The 13,616-nt window shown below is 71.6% G+C and carries 9 protein-coding genes; 2 read left to right on the top strand and 7 right to left on the bottom strand.

Annotation, left to right across the window (positions count from 1 at the left end):
* The first annotated feature begins 87 nt into the window (after positions 1-87).
* Positions 88-1,302: a PucR family transcriptional regulator gene (locus tag SAM23877_RS25005; protein ID WP_053137499.1), complete on the top strand. Its 1,215-nt coding sequence runs from the start codon at positions 88-90 to the stop codon at positions 1,300-1,302.
* On the opposite strand, the gene SAM23877_RS25000 is transcribed toward SAM23877_RS25005, so the two are convergent.
* Positions 1,283-1,873, bottom strand: a complete 591-nt coding sequence (locus tag SAM23877_RS25000; RefSeq protein WP_053137496.1) for a TetR/AcrR family transcriptional regulator — start codon at positions 1,871-1,873, stop codon at positions 1,283-1,285. The genes SAM23877_RS25005 and SAM23877_RS25000 overlap by 20 nt on opposite strands.
* Before the next feature lie 84 nt (positions 1,874-1,957).
* On the opposite strand from SAM23877_RS25000, the gene SAM23877_RS24995 reads away from it, so the two are divergent.
* Positions 1,958-3,511, top strand: a complete 1,554-nt coding sequence (locus tag SAM23877_RS24995) for an MFS transporter (RefSeq protein ID WP_174532254.1) — start codon at positions 1,958-1,960, stop codon at positions 3,509-3,511.
* 55 nt (positions 3,512-3,566) lie between these two features.
* On the opposite strand, the gene serA is transcribed toward SAM23877_RS24995, so the two are convergent.
* The 6 genes from serA to SAM23877_RS24965 all read right to left on the bottom strand — a co-directional run bounded on the left by serA (position 3,567) and on the right by SAM23877_RS24965 (position 13,548).
* Positions 3,567-5,156 carry a phosphoglycerate dehydrogenase gene (gene serA / locus SAM23877_RS24990; protein WP_053137490.1) on the bottom strand — a complete coding sequence of 530 codons (1,590 nt, stop codon included), beginning with the start codon at positions 5,154-5,156 and terminating at the stop codon, positions 3,567-3,569.
* 267 nt (positions 5,157-5,423) lie between these two features.
* Positions 5,424-6,422 carry a ketol-acid reductoisomerase gene (gene ilvC / locus SAM23877_RS24985; protein ID WP_053137487.1) on the bottom strand — a complete coding sequence of 333 codons (999 nt, stop codon included), beginning with the start codon at positions 6,420-6,422 and terminating at the stop codon, positions 5,424-5,426.
* 116 nt (positions 6,423-6,538) lie between these two features.
* Complete coding sequence (gene ilvN / locus SAM23877_RS24980; protein WP_053137484.1) at positions 6,539-7,063, bottom strand: acetolactate synthase small subunit; 525 nt, start codon at positions 7,061-7,063, stop codon at positions 6,539-6,541.
* 21 nt (positions 7,064-7,084) lie between these two features.
* On the bottom strand, positions 7,085-8,935 hold the full coding sequence (locus SAM23877_RS24975; protein WP_053137481.1) for an acetolactate synthase large subunit: 1,851 nt from the start codon (positions 8,933-8,935) through the stop codon (positions 7,085-7,087).
* 249 nt (positions 8,936-9,184) lie between these two features.
* Positions 9,185-11,932: a putative bifunctional diguanylate cyclase/phosphodiesterase gene (locus SAM23877_RS24970; protein WP_425314766.1), complete on the bottom strand. Its 2,748-nt coding sequence runs from the start codon at positions 11,930-11,932 to the stop codon at positions 9,185-9,187.
* Positions 11,933-12,606: 674 nt separating this feature from the next.
* Entirely contained in the window at positions 12,607-13,548 is a 942-nt protein-coding gene (locus tag SAM23877_RS24965; RefSeq protein WP_079030416.1) for a 2-hydroxyacid dehydrogenase, read from the bottom strand.
* Between the last annotated feature and the right edge of the window lie 68 nt (positions 13,549-13,616).

The raw sequence follows: 13,616 nt of genomic DNA, 5'->3' as shown, positions 1-13,616 counted from the left end.
CTAAGGATCCCCCCGATCGTCGGCCATCGACAGCTGTCACGCATCCGTGCCGCGGATCTCAGACAGATGTATGAAGGGCGCGCGCAAATGCGGCAGAATGCCCGGGTGACGTCGGATTCCAGAGGTTCGGGAGGTACCAGTGGTGACTATCAGGAGCTGGTCGACGAGATCTCCGAGCTGCTGGGCGCGCCGGCGACCCTGGAGAACCGCGACTTCGAACTGATCGCCTTCGGCGCGTACGACAGCGAGGGCGACCTCGATCCGTCCGCCCTGGACCCGGTGCGCACCCGCTCGATCCTGACCCGGCGCTCCACCGCGGCCGTCCGGGCCTGGTTCGAGGGCTTCGGCATCACCCGCGCGACCGGGCCGGTCCGGATCCCGCCGACGCCGGAGGCGGGGGTGTACCGGGGGCGCACCTGCCTGCCGGTACGGCACCGGGGCGTCGTTCTCGGGTACGTGTGGCTCCTGGACACCGAACCGGGTCCGACCGAGCGGCAGCTGACGGCCGCCATGGCGGTCACCGTCCGGATCGGCGCGCTGCTCGCGGACGAGGCGCAGCACGGGGCGGACCTCAGCCGGGAGCTGCGGGCGGTACTGACCGCCGACCGCGACTGGCAGCGGGACATGGCCGTGGCCGAACTGCGCACCGCCCTCGGCTCGCGCGCGCACACCTCGCACGCGGTGGTGTGCGTGGCCCCCTGGCCGTCGGCCGACCCCGACGACGCGCCCTCGGTCCGCACGGTGCCGGGGGCGACGGCGCTGTGCACCGTGCCGTGGGGGGCGTCGGGCCAGTCGCTGGCGCTGCTGGTCCGGCTGCGCTCGGCGGACGTCACGAGCCCGGCGACCTCGGCGGCGGGACGGCTGCTGGAGCGGGCGGGCGCCGGCGCCACGGCCCCGGCGGCGGGGGTCTCGGCTCCGCGGACCGGGCTGGCCGAGCTGGGGGCCGCCTGGCGGGAGGCGTCGGCCGCGGCCCGGGCGGCGCGCGCCGAGAGCCGGTTCGGGCCGGTCGCCGAGTGGACGTCCATCGGGGCGTTCCGCCTGCTGACCGCACTGCCCGAGCACGCCGCGCAGGACCCCGCCGTGCGGGTGCTGCTCGCCCCCGCCCACCGCGAGCTGGTCCGCACCGCCGTGGTCTACCTCGACTGCGCGGGGCAGGCCGGCCGCACCGCCGCGGAGCTCGGCATCCACCGGCAGACGCTGTACTACCGCCTCTCCCGCGTCGAGCAGCTCACAGGTCTCGACCTGGACGACGGAGAGGACCGGCTGCTGCTGCACATGGCGCTCAAGGCGCACCGCCTGTAGCGGCCTCGACCACCCGGCGCAGGCCCTCGGCCAGGGCTCCGGCCTCCGGCGCGCTCTTCGGGTCGAAGGTCCACTGCGCGATGAGGCCCGTCATCAGGGTCACGTAGAACATGCCGACCGTGTCCGCCGTCTCGTCGGAGACGTCCTCCTCGCGCCCGCCCATGAGTAGGGGAACGAGACCGCGCCCCGCTTCCCGCTGGGCCCGCGCCAGATGGTCGCGCACCTCGGGCATCCGGTCGCCCATGACCAGGGCCTCCATGCTGAGCCGCCAGATCGAGCCCGGCTCCCGCATGGTCCCGATGATGTTGGCCCACACCTCCCGGAACCGCTCGGTCGAGCCGGGCGCGGTGGTGCTGCGCGCGGTCCCGTCCCCCTCGAAGGAGTCGCCCATCCCCTCGACCAGCGCCACGTAGGCCTGCGCGAGCAGCGCGTCCTTGGAGCCGTAGTGGTACCCGATGGACGCCAGGTTGGTCCCCGACTCCCTGACGATGTCGCGGGCGGTCGTGCGCGCGAACCCCTTGGCGAGCAGACAGCGCTTCGCGCCGTCGAGCAGATCCTCACGGTGTCCCATGGCGTCACCCTACCCCTCGATCCATACAACCGTCCTATACGTGCGTACTAGACACCCGTATAAGACGTGCGTACAGTCACCGCCATGACAACGAACCCGGCTCGCGCAGGCCGCCGCGAGTGGACGGCGCTGACCGTCCTGATGCTTCCGCTCCTCCTGGTCTCGATGGACGTCTCCGTCCTCTACTTCGCGATCCCGGAGATCAGCGCGGACCTGGAACCGAGCGGCACCCAGCAGCTGTGGATCTTCGACATCTACGGCTTCGTCCTCGCCGGCCTGCTGATGACGATGGGTGCGCTGGGCGACCGCATCGGCCGGCGCAGGCTGCTCCTCGTCGGTGCGGCGGCCTTCGGCACCGCCTCGCTGGGCGCGGCCTACGCGCACAGCGCCGAGGCCCTGATCGCGGCCCGCGCGCTCCTCGGCATCGGCGGTGCGACGCTGATGCCGACCACGATGGCGCTCGTCCGCACGATGTTCACCGACCCCGCCCAGCGGGCCAAGGCGATCGGGCTGTGGTCCGGGGTGATGACGGCCGGGATCGCCCTGGGCTCGGTGATGAGCGGCGTGCTCGTCGAGCACTTCTGGTGGGGCTCCGTCTTCCTGGTCAACCTGCCCGCGATGGCGCTGCTGCTGGTCCTCGGCCCGCTGCTGCTCCCCGAGTCGAAGAACCCCTCCCCCGGCCGCTTCGACCTGCTGAGCGTCCCCCTGTCGCTGGTGGCGGTCCTGCCCGTGATCTACGGCCTGAAGGAACTGGCCGCCGAGGGCTGGAACGTCCGCTACGTCGTCTCGATCACCGTCGGCCTGCTGTTCGCCGCGCTCTTCGTGCAGCGTCAGCGCACTTCGGCCTCGCCGATGATCTCCCCGGCCCTCTTCCGCGGGCACGGCTTCACCCCGGCGCTCGTCCTCAACACCGTGTCGGCCCTCGGCATGATGGGCTCGGCGTTCTTCACCACCCAGTACCTGCAGTCGGTCCTGGGCAAGAGCTCGCTGGAAGCCGCGCTGTGGAGCCTGCTGCCGTCGGTGCTCATCGGCGTCGCCGCGCCCGTCGCCGCCCAGTTGGTCCAGCGGGGCGTCGAGCGCGCGCACGTGGTGACGGCCGGCTTCCTCATCGCGGCGGCCGGCTACGGGCTGCTGGCTCTGGCCGGCACGGACTCGCTGTGGGTGGTGCTGGCGGCGTGCGGTGTCCTGGCCGCCGGCATCGTCATCGTGATGTCCCAGCTCACCGACCTGGCCCTGGGTTCGGCCCCGGTCGAGAAGGCCGGGTCCGCGTCCTCACTGCTGGAGACGGGCACCGAGTTCGGCGGCGCCCTGGGCATGGCCGCCCTCGGTTCCATCGGCACGGCCCTCTACCGCCACGGCATGCCGTCGAACGCCCCCGCTCCGGCGCAGGAGACCCTGGGCGGCGCGCTGGCCGTGGCGGCCGAGTCGCCGGGGCGCGCGGGGGACGCCCTGGCGGCGGCGGCCCGGGAGGCGTTCACCGACGGCATGCGGGGCGCCGCGGTCGCCGCGGCGTTGCTGCTCGTCGCGGCGGCCGGGGTGGCGGCGGCCGGACTGCGGCACATCCGGGTCCGCCAGGACGCGGCCGTGGAAACGGAGAACGCCGGACAGGCTGGACATCCCAGCCCGTCCGGCGTGTGAGGACGAACCCGTTCGGAGCGAACGGGAGTTCGGGGGCCCGAGCCCCCGGGTCACGTCAGACCAGGTTCACCGACCGGGCCGACGTGGCCCCGATCTCCGCCGCGACCTCGGCCAGCACCCCGGCGGGCACGGTGTCGTCGACGGTCAGCACGGCCAGCGCCTCGCCGCCCACCGTCGCGCGGGCGACCTGCATGCCGGCGATGTTGATACCGGCCTCGCCGATGACGCGGCCGACGGTGCCGACGACGCCGGGACGGTCCTCGTAGCGCAGGACCAGCATGTGGTCGGCGAGGGCGAGGTCGACGTCGTACTCGCCGACTGCGACGATCTTCTGGAGGTGCTTCGGGCCGGCCAGCGTGCCGGAGACCGACACCTCCTCGCCGTCCGAGAGGGTGCCGCGGACCGTGACGACGTTGCGGTGCTCCGGCGACTCCGAGCTGGTGGTCAGCCGGACCTCCACACCGCGCTCCTGGGCGAAGAGCGGGGCGTTGACGTAGGACACGGTCTCGTCGACGACGTCCTCGAAGACGCCCTTGAGGGCGGAGAGCTCCAGCACCTTCACGTCGTGCTGGGTGATCTCGCCGTAGACCTCGACGTCGAGGCGGACGGCGACCTCACCGGCGAGCGCGGTGAAGATGCGGCCGAGGCGCTCGGCGAGCGGCAGGCCGGGCTTGACGTCCTCGGCGATGACGCCGCCCTGGACGTTCACCGCGTCGGGGACCAGCTCACCGGCGAGGGCGAGGCGCACCGACTTGGCGACGGCGATGCCGGCCTTCTCCTGGGCCTCGTCGGTGGAGGCACCGAGGTGCGGGGTGCAGACGACCTGGTCGAACTCGAACAGCGGGGAGTCGGTGCACGGCTCCTTGGCGTACACGTCCAGGCCCGCGCCGGCGACGCGGCCCTCCTTGAGCGCCGAGTACAGCGCCTCCTCGTCGACGATGCCGCCGCGCGCGGCGTTGACGATGCGGACGCTCGGCTTGACCTTGCGCAGCGCCTCGTCGCCGATCAGGCCGAGGGTCTCGGGGGTCTTGGGGAGGTGGACGGTGATGAAGTCGGAGACCTCGAGCAGCTCGTCCAGCGACAGGACCTTGACGCCCATCTGCGCGGCCCGCGCGGGCTGCACGTAGGGGTCGTAGGCGACGACCTTCATGCCGAAGGCCGACATGCGCTGCGCGACGAGGGCGCCGATGCGGCCGAGGCCCACGACACCGAGGGTCTTCTCGGCCAGCTCGACACCGGTGTACTTGCTGCGCTTCCACTCGCCGTTCTTCAGCGCGGCGTTGGCCTGCGGGATGTTGCGGGCGGTGGCGACGAGGAGACCGCAGGCCAGCTCGGCGGCGGTCACGATGTTGGAGGTCGGGGCGTTGACCACCATCACGCCGGCCTTGGTGGCGGCGGAGACGTCCACGTTGTCCAGACCGACACCGGCGCGGGCGACGACCTTGAGCTTCTTCGCGGCGGCGATGGCCTCGGCGTCGACCTTGGTCGCGGAGCGGACCAGGATCGCGTCCACGTCGGCGATGGCGGGGAGCAGTTCGGCCCGGTCCGCGCCGTTGCACTGGCGGATCTCGAAGTCGGGGCCAAGCGCGTCCACGGTCGCGGGCGACAGCTCTTCAGCGATGAGTACGACGGGTTTCGAGCTCACGTGAGTCCTCACAAGTCCAATGCGGACGGCCGTCCCGACGGCCGCAGGCGGTGGAGGTTGGCTACCGCGTGGAAGACGCACGACGCTGTGGGCCTGACGCGTATGTTGGGCAGAAGTCTAGTGGCGTGACGGGGGTCGTCCTGCGCCTCTTCGGAAGGATCACCCGTCCGTGGCTGGACGGGGTGGACAACGCCGTCGTGCACGACGTTACCCCGGGTTCGCCGAAGGGGCCGGAGCGGGATGCTCCGGCCCCTTCGGGCGGGCGGCTTACGCCTCCTCGTCGACCCAGCTCATCAGCTTGCGCAGCTGCTTGCCGGTGGTCTCCAGCAGGTGCTCGGAGTCCTGCTGCTTGTACTCGTTGTACTTCTTCAGACCGCCGTGGTACTCGTCCATCCAGTTCTTGGCGAAGGTGCCGTCCTGGATCTCGGCGAGGACCTTCTTCATCTCGGCCTTGGTGGCGTCGGTGATGATCCGCGGGCCGGTGACGTAGTCGCCCCACTCGGCGGTCTCGGAGATCGACCAGCGCATCTTCTCCAGGCCGCCCTCGTACATGAGGTCCACGATGAGCTTCAGCTCGTGCAGGCACTCGAAGTAGGCGATCTCCGGCTGGTAACCGGCCTCGGTCAGCGTCTCGAAGCCCGCCTTGACCAGCGCGGCGGTGCCGCCGCACAGCACGGCCTGCTCGCCGAAGAGGTCGGTCTCGGTCTCCTCGGTGAAGGTCGTCTTGATGACGCCGGCGCGGGTGCCGCCGATGCCCTTCGCGTACGACAGGGCCAGCGCGAAGGCGTTGCCCGAGGCGTCCTGCTCGACGGCGGCGATACAGGGAACGCCGCGGCCCTCCTCGTACTGACGGCGCACCAGGTGGCCCGGGCCCTTGGGGGCGACCATGCAGACGTCCACGCCGGCCGGGGGCTTGATGAAGCCGAAGCGGATGTTGAGGCCGTGGCCGAAGAACAGCGCGTCGCCGTCCTTCAGGTTGTCCTTGATGTGCTCCTCGTAGACCTGGGCCTGGATCGGGTCCGGGACGAGGATCATGATGACGTCGGCCTCGGCGGCGGCCTCGGACGGGCTCACCACGCGCAGGCCCTGCTCCTCGGCCTTGGCCTTGGACTTGGAGCCCTCGTGCAGACCGACGCGCACGTCGACGCCGGAGTCGCGCAGCGACAGGGCGTGGGCGTGGCCCTGGCTGCCGTACCCGATGACCGCGACCTTGCGGCCCTGGATGATGGACAGGTCGGCGTCGGCGTCGTAGAACAGCTCGGCCACTGGGTTCTCTCCTTGTGTGCAGGTGTCGCGTCCCACCGTATGCCGGTGGGGGGAAGGGAAGTCTCGGGGTCTCGGAATGCGGGCGGCCGGGTCGGGCCGGCCGCCCGTTTCCGTCGTTATGCGGACCGGTCGAGCGCGCGCAGCGAACGGTCCGTGATCGAACGGGCGCCGCGGCCGATGGCGATCGTGCCGGACTGGACCAGCTCCTTGATGCCGTACGGTTCCAGCATCCTGAGCATGGCGGACAGCTTGTCGCTGCTGCCGGTGGCCTCGATGGTGACGGCCTCCGGGGAGACGTCGACGGTCTTGGCGCGGAAGAGCTGGACGATCTCGACGATCTGGGAGCGCGTCTCGTTGTCGGAGCGCACCTTCACCAGGACGAGTTCGCGCTGGACGGCGTGGGCCGGCTCCAGCTCGACGATCTTCAGGACCTCGACCAGCTTGTTGAGCTGCTTGGTCACCTGCTCCAGCGGCAGCTCCTCCACCCCCACGACGATGGTGATGCGGGAGATGTCGGGGTGCTCGGTGACGCCGACCGCGAGCGAGTCGATGTTGAAGCCGCGGCGGGAGAAGAGGGCGGCGATCCGGGCCAGGATGCCCGGCTTGTTCTCCACCAGGACGGAGAGCGTGTGCTTGGACATGGGCTGCTTCCTTTACGGCTCTCAGTCGTCTTCGTTGTCGCCGAAGTCGGGGCGGACGTCCCGGGCGGCCATGATCTCGTCGTTGGAGGTGCCGGCGGCGACCATCGGCCAGACCATCGCGTCCTCGTGGACGATGAAGTCGACGACGACGGGACGGTCGTTGACGGAGTTCGCCTCCTCGATGACCTTGTCGAGGTCGGCGGGGTCCTCGCAGCGGATGGCGTAGCAGCCCATGGCCTCCGACAGCTTCACGAAGTCGGGGATGCGGGTGCCGCGCGCCGCCGGGTCGACGTCCTCGGGTCCGGAGTGCAGGACCGTGTTGGAGTAGCGCTGGTTGTAGAACAGGGTCTGCCACTGGCGGACCATCCCGAGGGCGCCGTTGTTGATGATGGCGACCTTGATCGGGATGTTGTTCAGGGCGCAGGTGGCCAGCTCCTGATTGGTCATCTGGAAGCAGCCGTCGCCGTCGATCGCCCAGACGGTCCGCCCGGGTGCGCCGGCCTTGGCGCCCATGGCGGCGGGGACGGCGTAGCCCATGGTCCCGGCGCCGCCGGAGTTCAGCCAGGTGGCGGGCTTGTCGTACTGGATGAAGTGCGCGGCCCACATCTGGTGCTGGCCGACGCCCGCCGTGAAGACGGTGCCCTCGGGGGCGAGCTGCCCGATGCGCTCGATGACCTGCTGCGGGGAGAGCGAACCGTCCTCGGGCTGGTCGTAGCCCAGGGGGTAGGTGTCGCGCCAGCGGCTGAGGTCCTTCCACCAGGCGCTGTAGTCGCCGCGGCCGCCCTCGGCGTGCTCCTTCTGCACGGCCTGGATCAGGTCGGCGATGACCTCGCGGGCGTCACCGACGATCGGCACGTCGGCGGCGCGGTTCTTGCCGATCTCGGCCGGGTCGATGTCGGCGTGGACGATCTTGGCGTGCGGGGCGAAGCTGTCCAGCTTGCCGGTGACGCGGTCGTCGAAGCGGGCGCCGAGGGCGACGATCAGGTCGGCCTTCTGCAGCGCGGTGACGGCGGTGACCGCACCGTGCATGCCCGGCATCCCCACGTGCAGCGGGTGGCTGTCGGGGAACGCGCCGAGCGCCATCAGGGTGGTGGTGACGGGCGCGCCGGTGAGTTCGGCGAGGACCTTCAGCTCGGCGGTGGCCCGGGCCTTGAGCACGCCGCCGCCGACGTAGAGGACCGGCCGCCTGGCGGCGGTGATCAGCTTGGCGGCCTCGCGGATCTGCTTGGCGTGCGGCTTGGTCACCGGGCGGTAGCCGGGCAGGTCCATGACCGGCGGCCAGGAGAACGTCGTCTTCGCCTGGAGGGCGTCCTTGGCGATGTCGACGAGGACCGGGCCGGGACGGCCGGTGGAGGCGATGTGGAACGCCTGCGCGATCACCCGGGGGATGTCCTCGGCCTTGGTGACCAGGAAGTTGTGCTTGGTGATCGGCATGCTGATGCCGACGATGTCCGCCTCCTGGAAGGCGTCCGTGCCGATGGCCGAGGAGGCCACCTGCCCGGTGATGGCGACCATCGGCACCGAGTCCATGTGGGCGTCGGCGAGCGGGGTGACCAGGTTGGTGGCGCCGGGACCCGAGGTCGCCATGCAGACGCCGACCTTGCCGGTCGCCTGGGCGTAGCCCTCGGCCGCGTGGCCGGCGCCCTGCTCGTGCCGGACCAGGACGTGGCGGACCTTGGTGGAGTCCATCAGCGGGTCGTACGCCGGGAGGATGCAGCCGCCGGGAATGCCGAATACCGTGTCGGCGCCGACCTCCTCGAGAGAGCGGATGAGGGACTGCGCACCCGTGACGTGCTCGGGGGCGGACTGTCCTCCGGTACGGGGCCGCGGCTGCGGGTGAGGGGCCCCGGTGGCCTGCTCGGTCATCGGCATTCTCTTCTCGATGCTGAGGGTGGTGATGCTGAGGTTCTGCGGGGTTTCGGGCGGTGCGTGGCTGTCGCCCGGCGGCGCTGGTGCAACAAAAAACCCCTCGTGCCATAAGGCAAGCGAGGGGAGCGCGCCGGGTGTGGGTCGCTGGGAGTCCGAATCGGTCCGGACATCACCAGCTCAGCCGACGCGCTTTCCAAGTACGAGAATTCGGGTGCGCATGGCACTGACCCTCCCCCCGGCACGCACCCACTGTCAAGTGGGTGGGACGGGAGTCTCATTATGTGAGCGGAGGGTCGTGCCACCACCCAGAACGGCCGGCATGCCCGACGTGACCCCGCCCGCGAAGGCCGGTTCGGCCGGCCCGTGCGGCATCGGGTAGTGGCCGGTGCCGAGCGCTCTGCGCAGCCGGTACTCGTCCAGCGGCCCGGAGAACGCCATGCCCTGCCCGTGCGTGCAGCCCATCGCGCGCAGGGCGACGATCTGCTCGGGCAGGTCCACCCCGTCGGCCACGGACTTCAGCCCGAGGTCGGTGGCGATGCGCAGCAGACCACTGGTGATCTTGTGCAGCCGCGCCGACTCGACGACACCCTCGACCAGGCCCCGGTCGAGCTTGAGGATGTCCACGGGCAGGCGCCGGAGCGCGGTGATCGCCGCGTAGCCGCTACCGAAGCCGTCCAGGGCGATGCGCACCCCCACCCGTCGCAGGGCGTTCAGCCTGCGGTCCAGCTCGTCCAGGCCGACCCGTGGATCAATGTCCGACAGCTCGATCACAAGAGAGCCCGGAGGCAGTCCGTGCCGGGTCAGCAGGGCCTCCACGGAGCCGAGCGGCATGGAGCGGTCCAGGAGCCTGCGGGCGCCGATGCGTATGGCCACCGCCACCGGAAGTCCGGCCGCCGCGCGGTCGGCGGCCTGCTCGACGGCCTCCTGGAGCACCCAGCGGTCCAGTTCGGCCGTCTTGTCGCCCTCGTCGGCCACGCGCAGGAACTCGGCGGGGGTGAACAGCACTCCCTGCGAGGAGCGCCAGCGGGCCTGGGCGCAGACCGATGTGATCCGGCCGTCCGTCAGGGAGACCACCGGTTGGTGCAGCAGCGCGAACTCGCCGTCGTGCAGCGCGGCCCGCAGGCGGGTGGCCAGCTCGGCCTTGCGCACGACGTCCTGCTGCATCTGCGGTCGGTAGAGCTCGACGCGCCCCTTGCCGCCCGCCTTGGCGCGGTACATCGCGAGGTCGGCGTTGCGCAGCAGTTCCCCCGCGCCGAGGCCCGGCTCGGCGAAGGCGACACCGATGGAGGCGTTGACACGGACATCGTTGCCGTCGATGAGGTAGGGCTGCGAGAGGGTCAGCCTCAGCCGGTCGGCGAGTTCCAGGATGTGGCCCTCGCGTGCGGTGCGGTCCCGGGCGCCGTCGCCGACGATCAGGGCCGCGAACTCGTCGCCGCCGAGCCGGGAGGCGGTGTCCCCCTTGCGGACGGCCTCGTGGAGTCTGCGGGCCGCCTGGACGAGCAGCTCGTCCCCGGCCTGGTGCCCGATGGTGTCGTTGACGGCCTTGAAGCCGTCGAGGTCGATGAAGAGCACCGCCGTACCGCGCAGGGCGGCACCCCGGTCCGAGGCGCGGCGGCCGGAGAGGGCCTGCTGGACGCGCCGGGTGAACAGGGCGCGGTTGGGCAGGTCGGTCAGCGGGTCGTGTTCGGCGTTGTGCTGGAGCTGCGCCTGCAGGCGCACTCTCTCCGTCACGTCCCGGCTGTTGAAGATGAGGCCGCCGTGGTGGCGGTTGACGGTGGACTCGACGTTGAGCCAGCCGCCGTCACCGGAGCGGAAGCGGCACTCGATACGCGTGGTGGGTTCCTCGACCGGGTTGGCGGCGAGGAAGCGGCGCACCTCGTGCACCACGCAGCCGAGGTCCTCCGGGTGGATGAGCCCGGCCAGTTCGCCGCCGACGAGCTCTTCCGCGGGGCGTCCGTAGACCCCGGCGGCGGCCGGCGAGACGTAGCGGAGGATGCCGTTGGGCGCGGCGATCATGATGACGTCGCTGGAGCCCTGCACCAGGGAGCGGAAGTGGTTCTCCTTCTGGGCCAGTTCCTGGGTGAGGGTGATGTTGTCGAGCAGCATGATGCCCTGGCGCACGACGAGCGCGAGCACCACGGTGCCGCCGGTCAGCAGCACCACGCGGTCGACGCTGCGCCCGTTGAGCACGTTGTAGAGGATGCCCAGGGTGCAGACCGCGGCGGCGAGGTACGGCGTGAGTGCGGCCAGCGAGCCCGCGATGGGCCGGGCGGCCGGATAGCGGCCTCGCTCACCGCCGGACGGCGAGGGCGGGGACGTCGCCCCGGGCACCGCCACGGGACCGGCGGCGGACGCGGGCGGCTGGTGGGTGGCGGAGCGGGGGTGGTGGGCGGTGTCCCGCTGGCCGGGCACGTGCTCGCGCACCACGCGGGTGTGCCCGCCGGACACCTCCTCGCCCACGGTCCGGCCGCGCCTGGACGCGGCCCAGGGGGCGTACGCGAGCAGCAGGGACCCGGCAAACCAGCCCGCGTCGAGCAACTGGCCGGACCGGTAGCTGCTCTGCATCAGCGGCGAGGTGAACAGGGCGTCGCACATCACCGTGAGGGCGAGCGCGCCGATGGCGGTGTTGATGGCCGACCTGCCCACGGGCGACCGCCTGAAGTGCAGGGCGAGCACCATGCTGACGAGGGCGATGTCGAGCAGCGGGTACGCCACCGAGAGCGCGCCGTGCGCCACGCTGGTACCGCCCCCGGCCTTCGCCGCCTGGGCGAGCGCCAGACTCCACGCCAGCGTCAGCAGCGAGCCGCCGATCAGCCAGGCGTCCAGGCCCAGGCAGATCCAGCCGGCCTTCGTGACCGGCCGCTTGGCCAGCACCAGCAGCCCCACGATGGCGGGCGGCGCGAAGCACAGGAAGAACAGGTCGGCGTAGCTGGGGCTGGGCACGGGCTGACGCAGGACGACCTCGTACCACCCCCACACCAGATTGCCCAGGGCCGCCATCGCCGAGGAGAGGGCGAACAGCAGCCACGCGGGCCGGAAGCGGACGCGGCGCTCAGCCCGAAATCCCCCATGATCTTGGCGACGTGGTCCGAACCCCAGCCGAGCGCGGACCCGACGGCGTAGGCCGCGCAGACCAGGGCCAGCACGAGCTGGCGGACGAGGGCCGGCCGGCCGACGGTGGCGGACGGCCGGGGCGGCAGCAGGCCGGGCGGGGGCTGCGTCCGCAGCCGTCCGTCCAGCGTGGGCATGGGGGACGGCGGCGGGCTCACCGCAGGCCCCTGTTCCGCGCCGCTCCGGTGGGGCGCGGGCCGCGGTGGACCGGCTGGATCTGCCTCCTGCGGCCGCTGCGCCTGCGCCGGTGAGGGCCGCGTTGACCGCCGTGGCCGCCGGGGTGGGCGGGTCGGCCCTGTCTGTGCGCCGTCGTGGTCGTGCGCCAGGGTCGCCGGCGGCGGCTCCGCCGCGTCGGGTCGTTCGTCCATAGGCCGTGCATCGCCCGTCGCCCCCCTCACAGTTGAGATGTCCATCCCCGGCGCCGAACGGTCGCGGCGCATCCCCTGTCGGACGATACACCAGGATCGTCACTCAGGGACATAGGTTCTCTACGCTCCGTGACGACCAGGGAATATGCGGGTACCCACCGCGCCCGAGGAGTTGCGGAGGGTACCGAAACCGGATTAAGCGCCTGTCGTAAGGATCACGTTGCGCAGCGGCTCCCGGTTCACGAAACGGGTCAACTGGTCCACCAGCAACCGCTTCGCGCGCGGCAGGAACGCCGAGGTCGGCCCTCCGGCGTGCGGGCTGACGAGTACGCCGGGAGCCTGCCACAGGGGATGGCCCGGCGGCAGCGGTTCGGGGTCGGTCACGTCGAGAGCGGCGGTGAGACGCCCGCTCTCCAGTTCGGTGAGCAACGCCTTCGTGTCGACGACGGGGCCCCGGGCGACGTTGCCGAGCAGGGCGCCGTCCTTCATCCGGGCCAGGAAGTCCGCGTCGGCCAGGCCCCGGGTGGCCTCGGTGAGCGGCGTGGAGAGGATGACGACGTCCGCCTCCGGGAGGAGGGCGGGGAGTTCGGTGAGCGGGTGCACCGGGCCGCGCGCCGTGGTGCGGGCGGAGCGCGCGACGCGCACCACCGGCGCGACCTCGAACGGTACGAGCCGGTCCTCGATCGCGGCGCCGATCGAGCCGTAGCCGACGATGAGCACCTTCCGGTCGGCGAGCGCGGGCCGGAACCCGCCGAGCCACTCGCCCCGGTCCTGGGCCCGGACGAAGTCGGGGACGCCCCGCAGCGACGCCAGTATCAGGGTCAGGGTGAGTTCGGCGGTGCTGGCCTCGTGCACTCCGCGCGCGTTGCACAGCCGTACGCCCGCGGGCAGGTGCTTCAGGCCGGGCTCCACGTGGTCGATGCCGGCGGAGAGGGTCTGGACGACCTGGACGGAGCGCATCTCGGGCAGCGGACGCACACCGATCCCGCTGGGCTTCATGTAGGGGACGACGTAGTACGCGCAGTCGGCCGGGTCGGCGGGGAAGGCCTCCTCGCCGTTCCAGTAGCGGTAGGCCGGGCCCTCGGGAAGGTCCTCGATCTCGTCCGGCGGGATGGGCAGCCACACGTCAGCAGTCATGGTCAGGAGGCTATGTCAGGGGCGCGGAAGGCCAGAGGTTAGGTTGGGTGGCCTGACGAGGGAGGGTC

The organism is Streptomyces ambofaciens ATCC 23877 (genome assembly GCF_001267885.1).
Lineage (GTDB): Bacteria > Actinomycetota > Actinomycetes > Streptomycetales > Streptomycetaceae > Streptomyces > Streptomyces ambofaciens.
This window is presented reverse-complemented; position numbering and strand designations above follow the sequence as displayed.

Coding starts and splice junctions, on each gene's coding strand:
- SAM23877_RS25005 (WP_053137499.1), top strand. CDS start 88: ATGCGGCAGAATGCCCGGGTGACGTCGGATTCCAGAGGTTCGGGAGGT.
- SAM23877_RS25000 (WP_053137496.1), bottom strand. CDS start 1,873: ATGGGACACCGTGAGGATCTGCTCGACGGCGCGAAGCGCTGTCTGCTC.
- SAM23877_RS24995 (WP_174532254.1), top strand. CDS start 1,958: ATGACAACGAACCCGGCTCGCGCAGGCCGCCGCGAGTGGACGGCGCTG.
- ilvN (WP_053137484.1), bottom strand. CDS start 7,063: ATGTCCAAGCACACGCTCTCCGTCCTGGTGGAGAACAAGCCGGGCATC.
- SAM23877_RS24975 (WP_053137481.1), bottom strand. CDS start 8,935: ATGCCGATGACCGAGCAGGCCACCGGGGCCCCTCACCCGCAGCCGCGG.
- SAM23877_RS24970 (WP_425314766.1), bottom strand. CDS start 11,932: ATGGCGGCCCTGGGCAATCTGGTGTGGGGGTGGTACGAGGTCGTCCTG.
- SAM23877_RS24965 (WP_079030416.1), bottom strand. CDS start 13,548: ATGACTGCTGACGTGTGGCTGCCCATCCCGCCGGACGAGATCGAGGAC.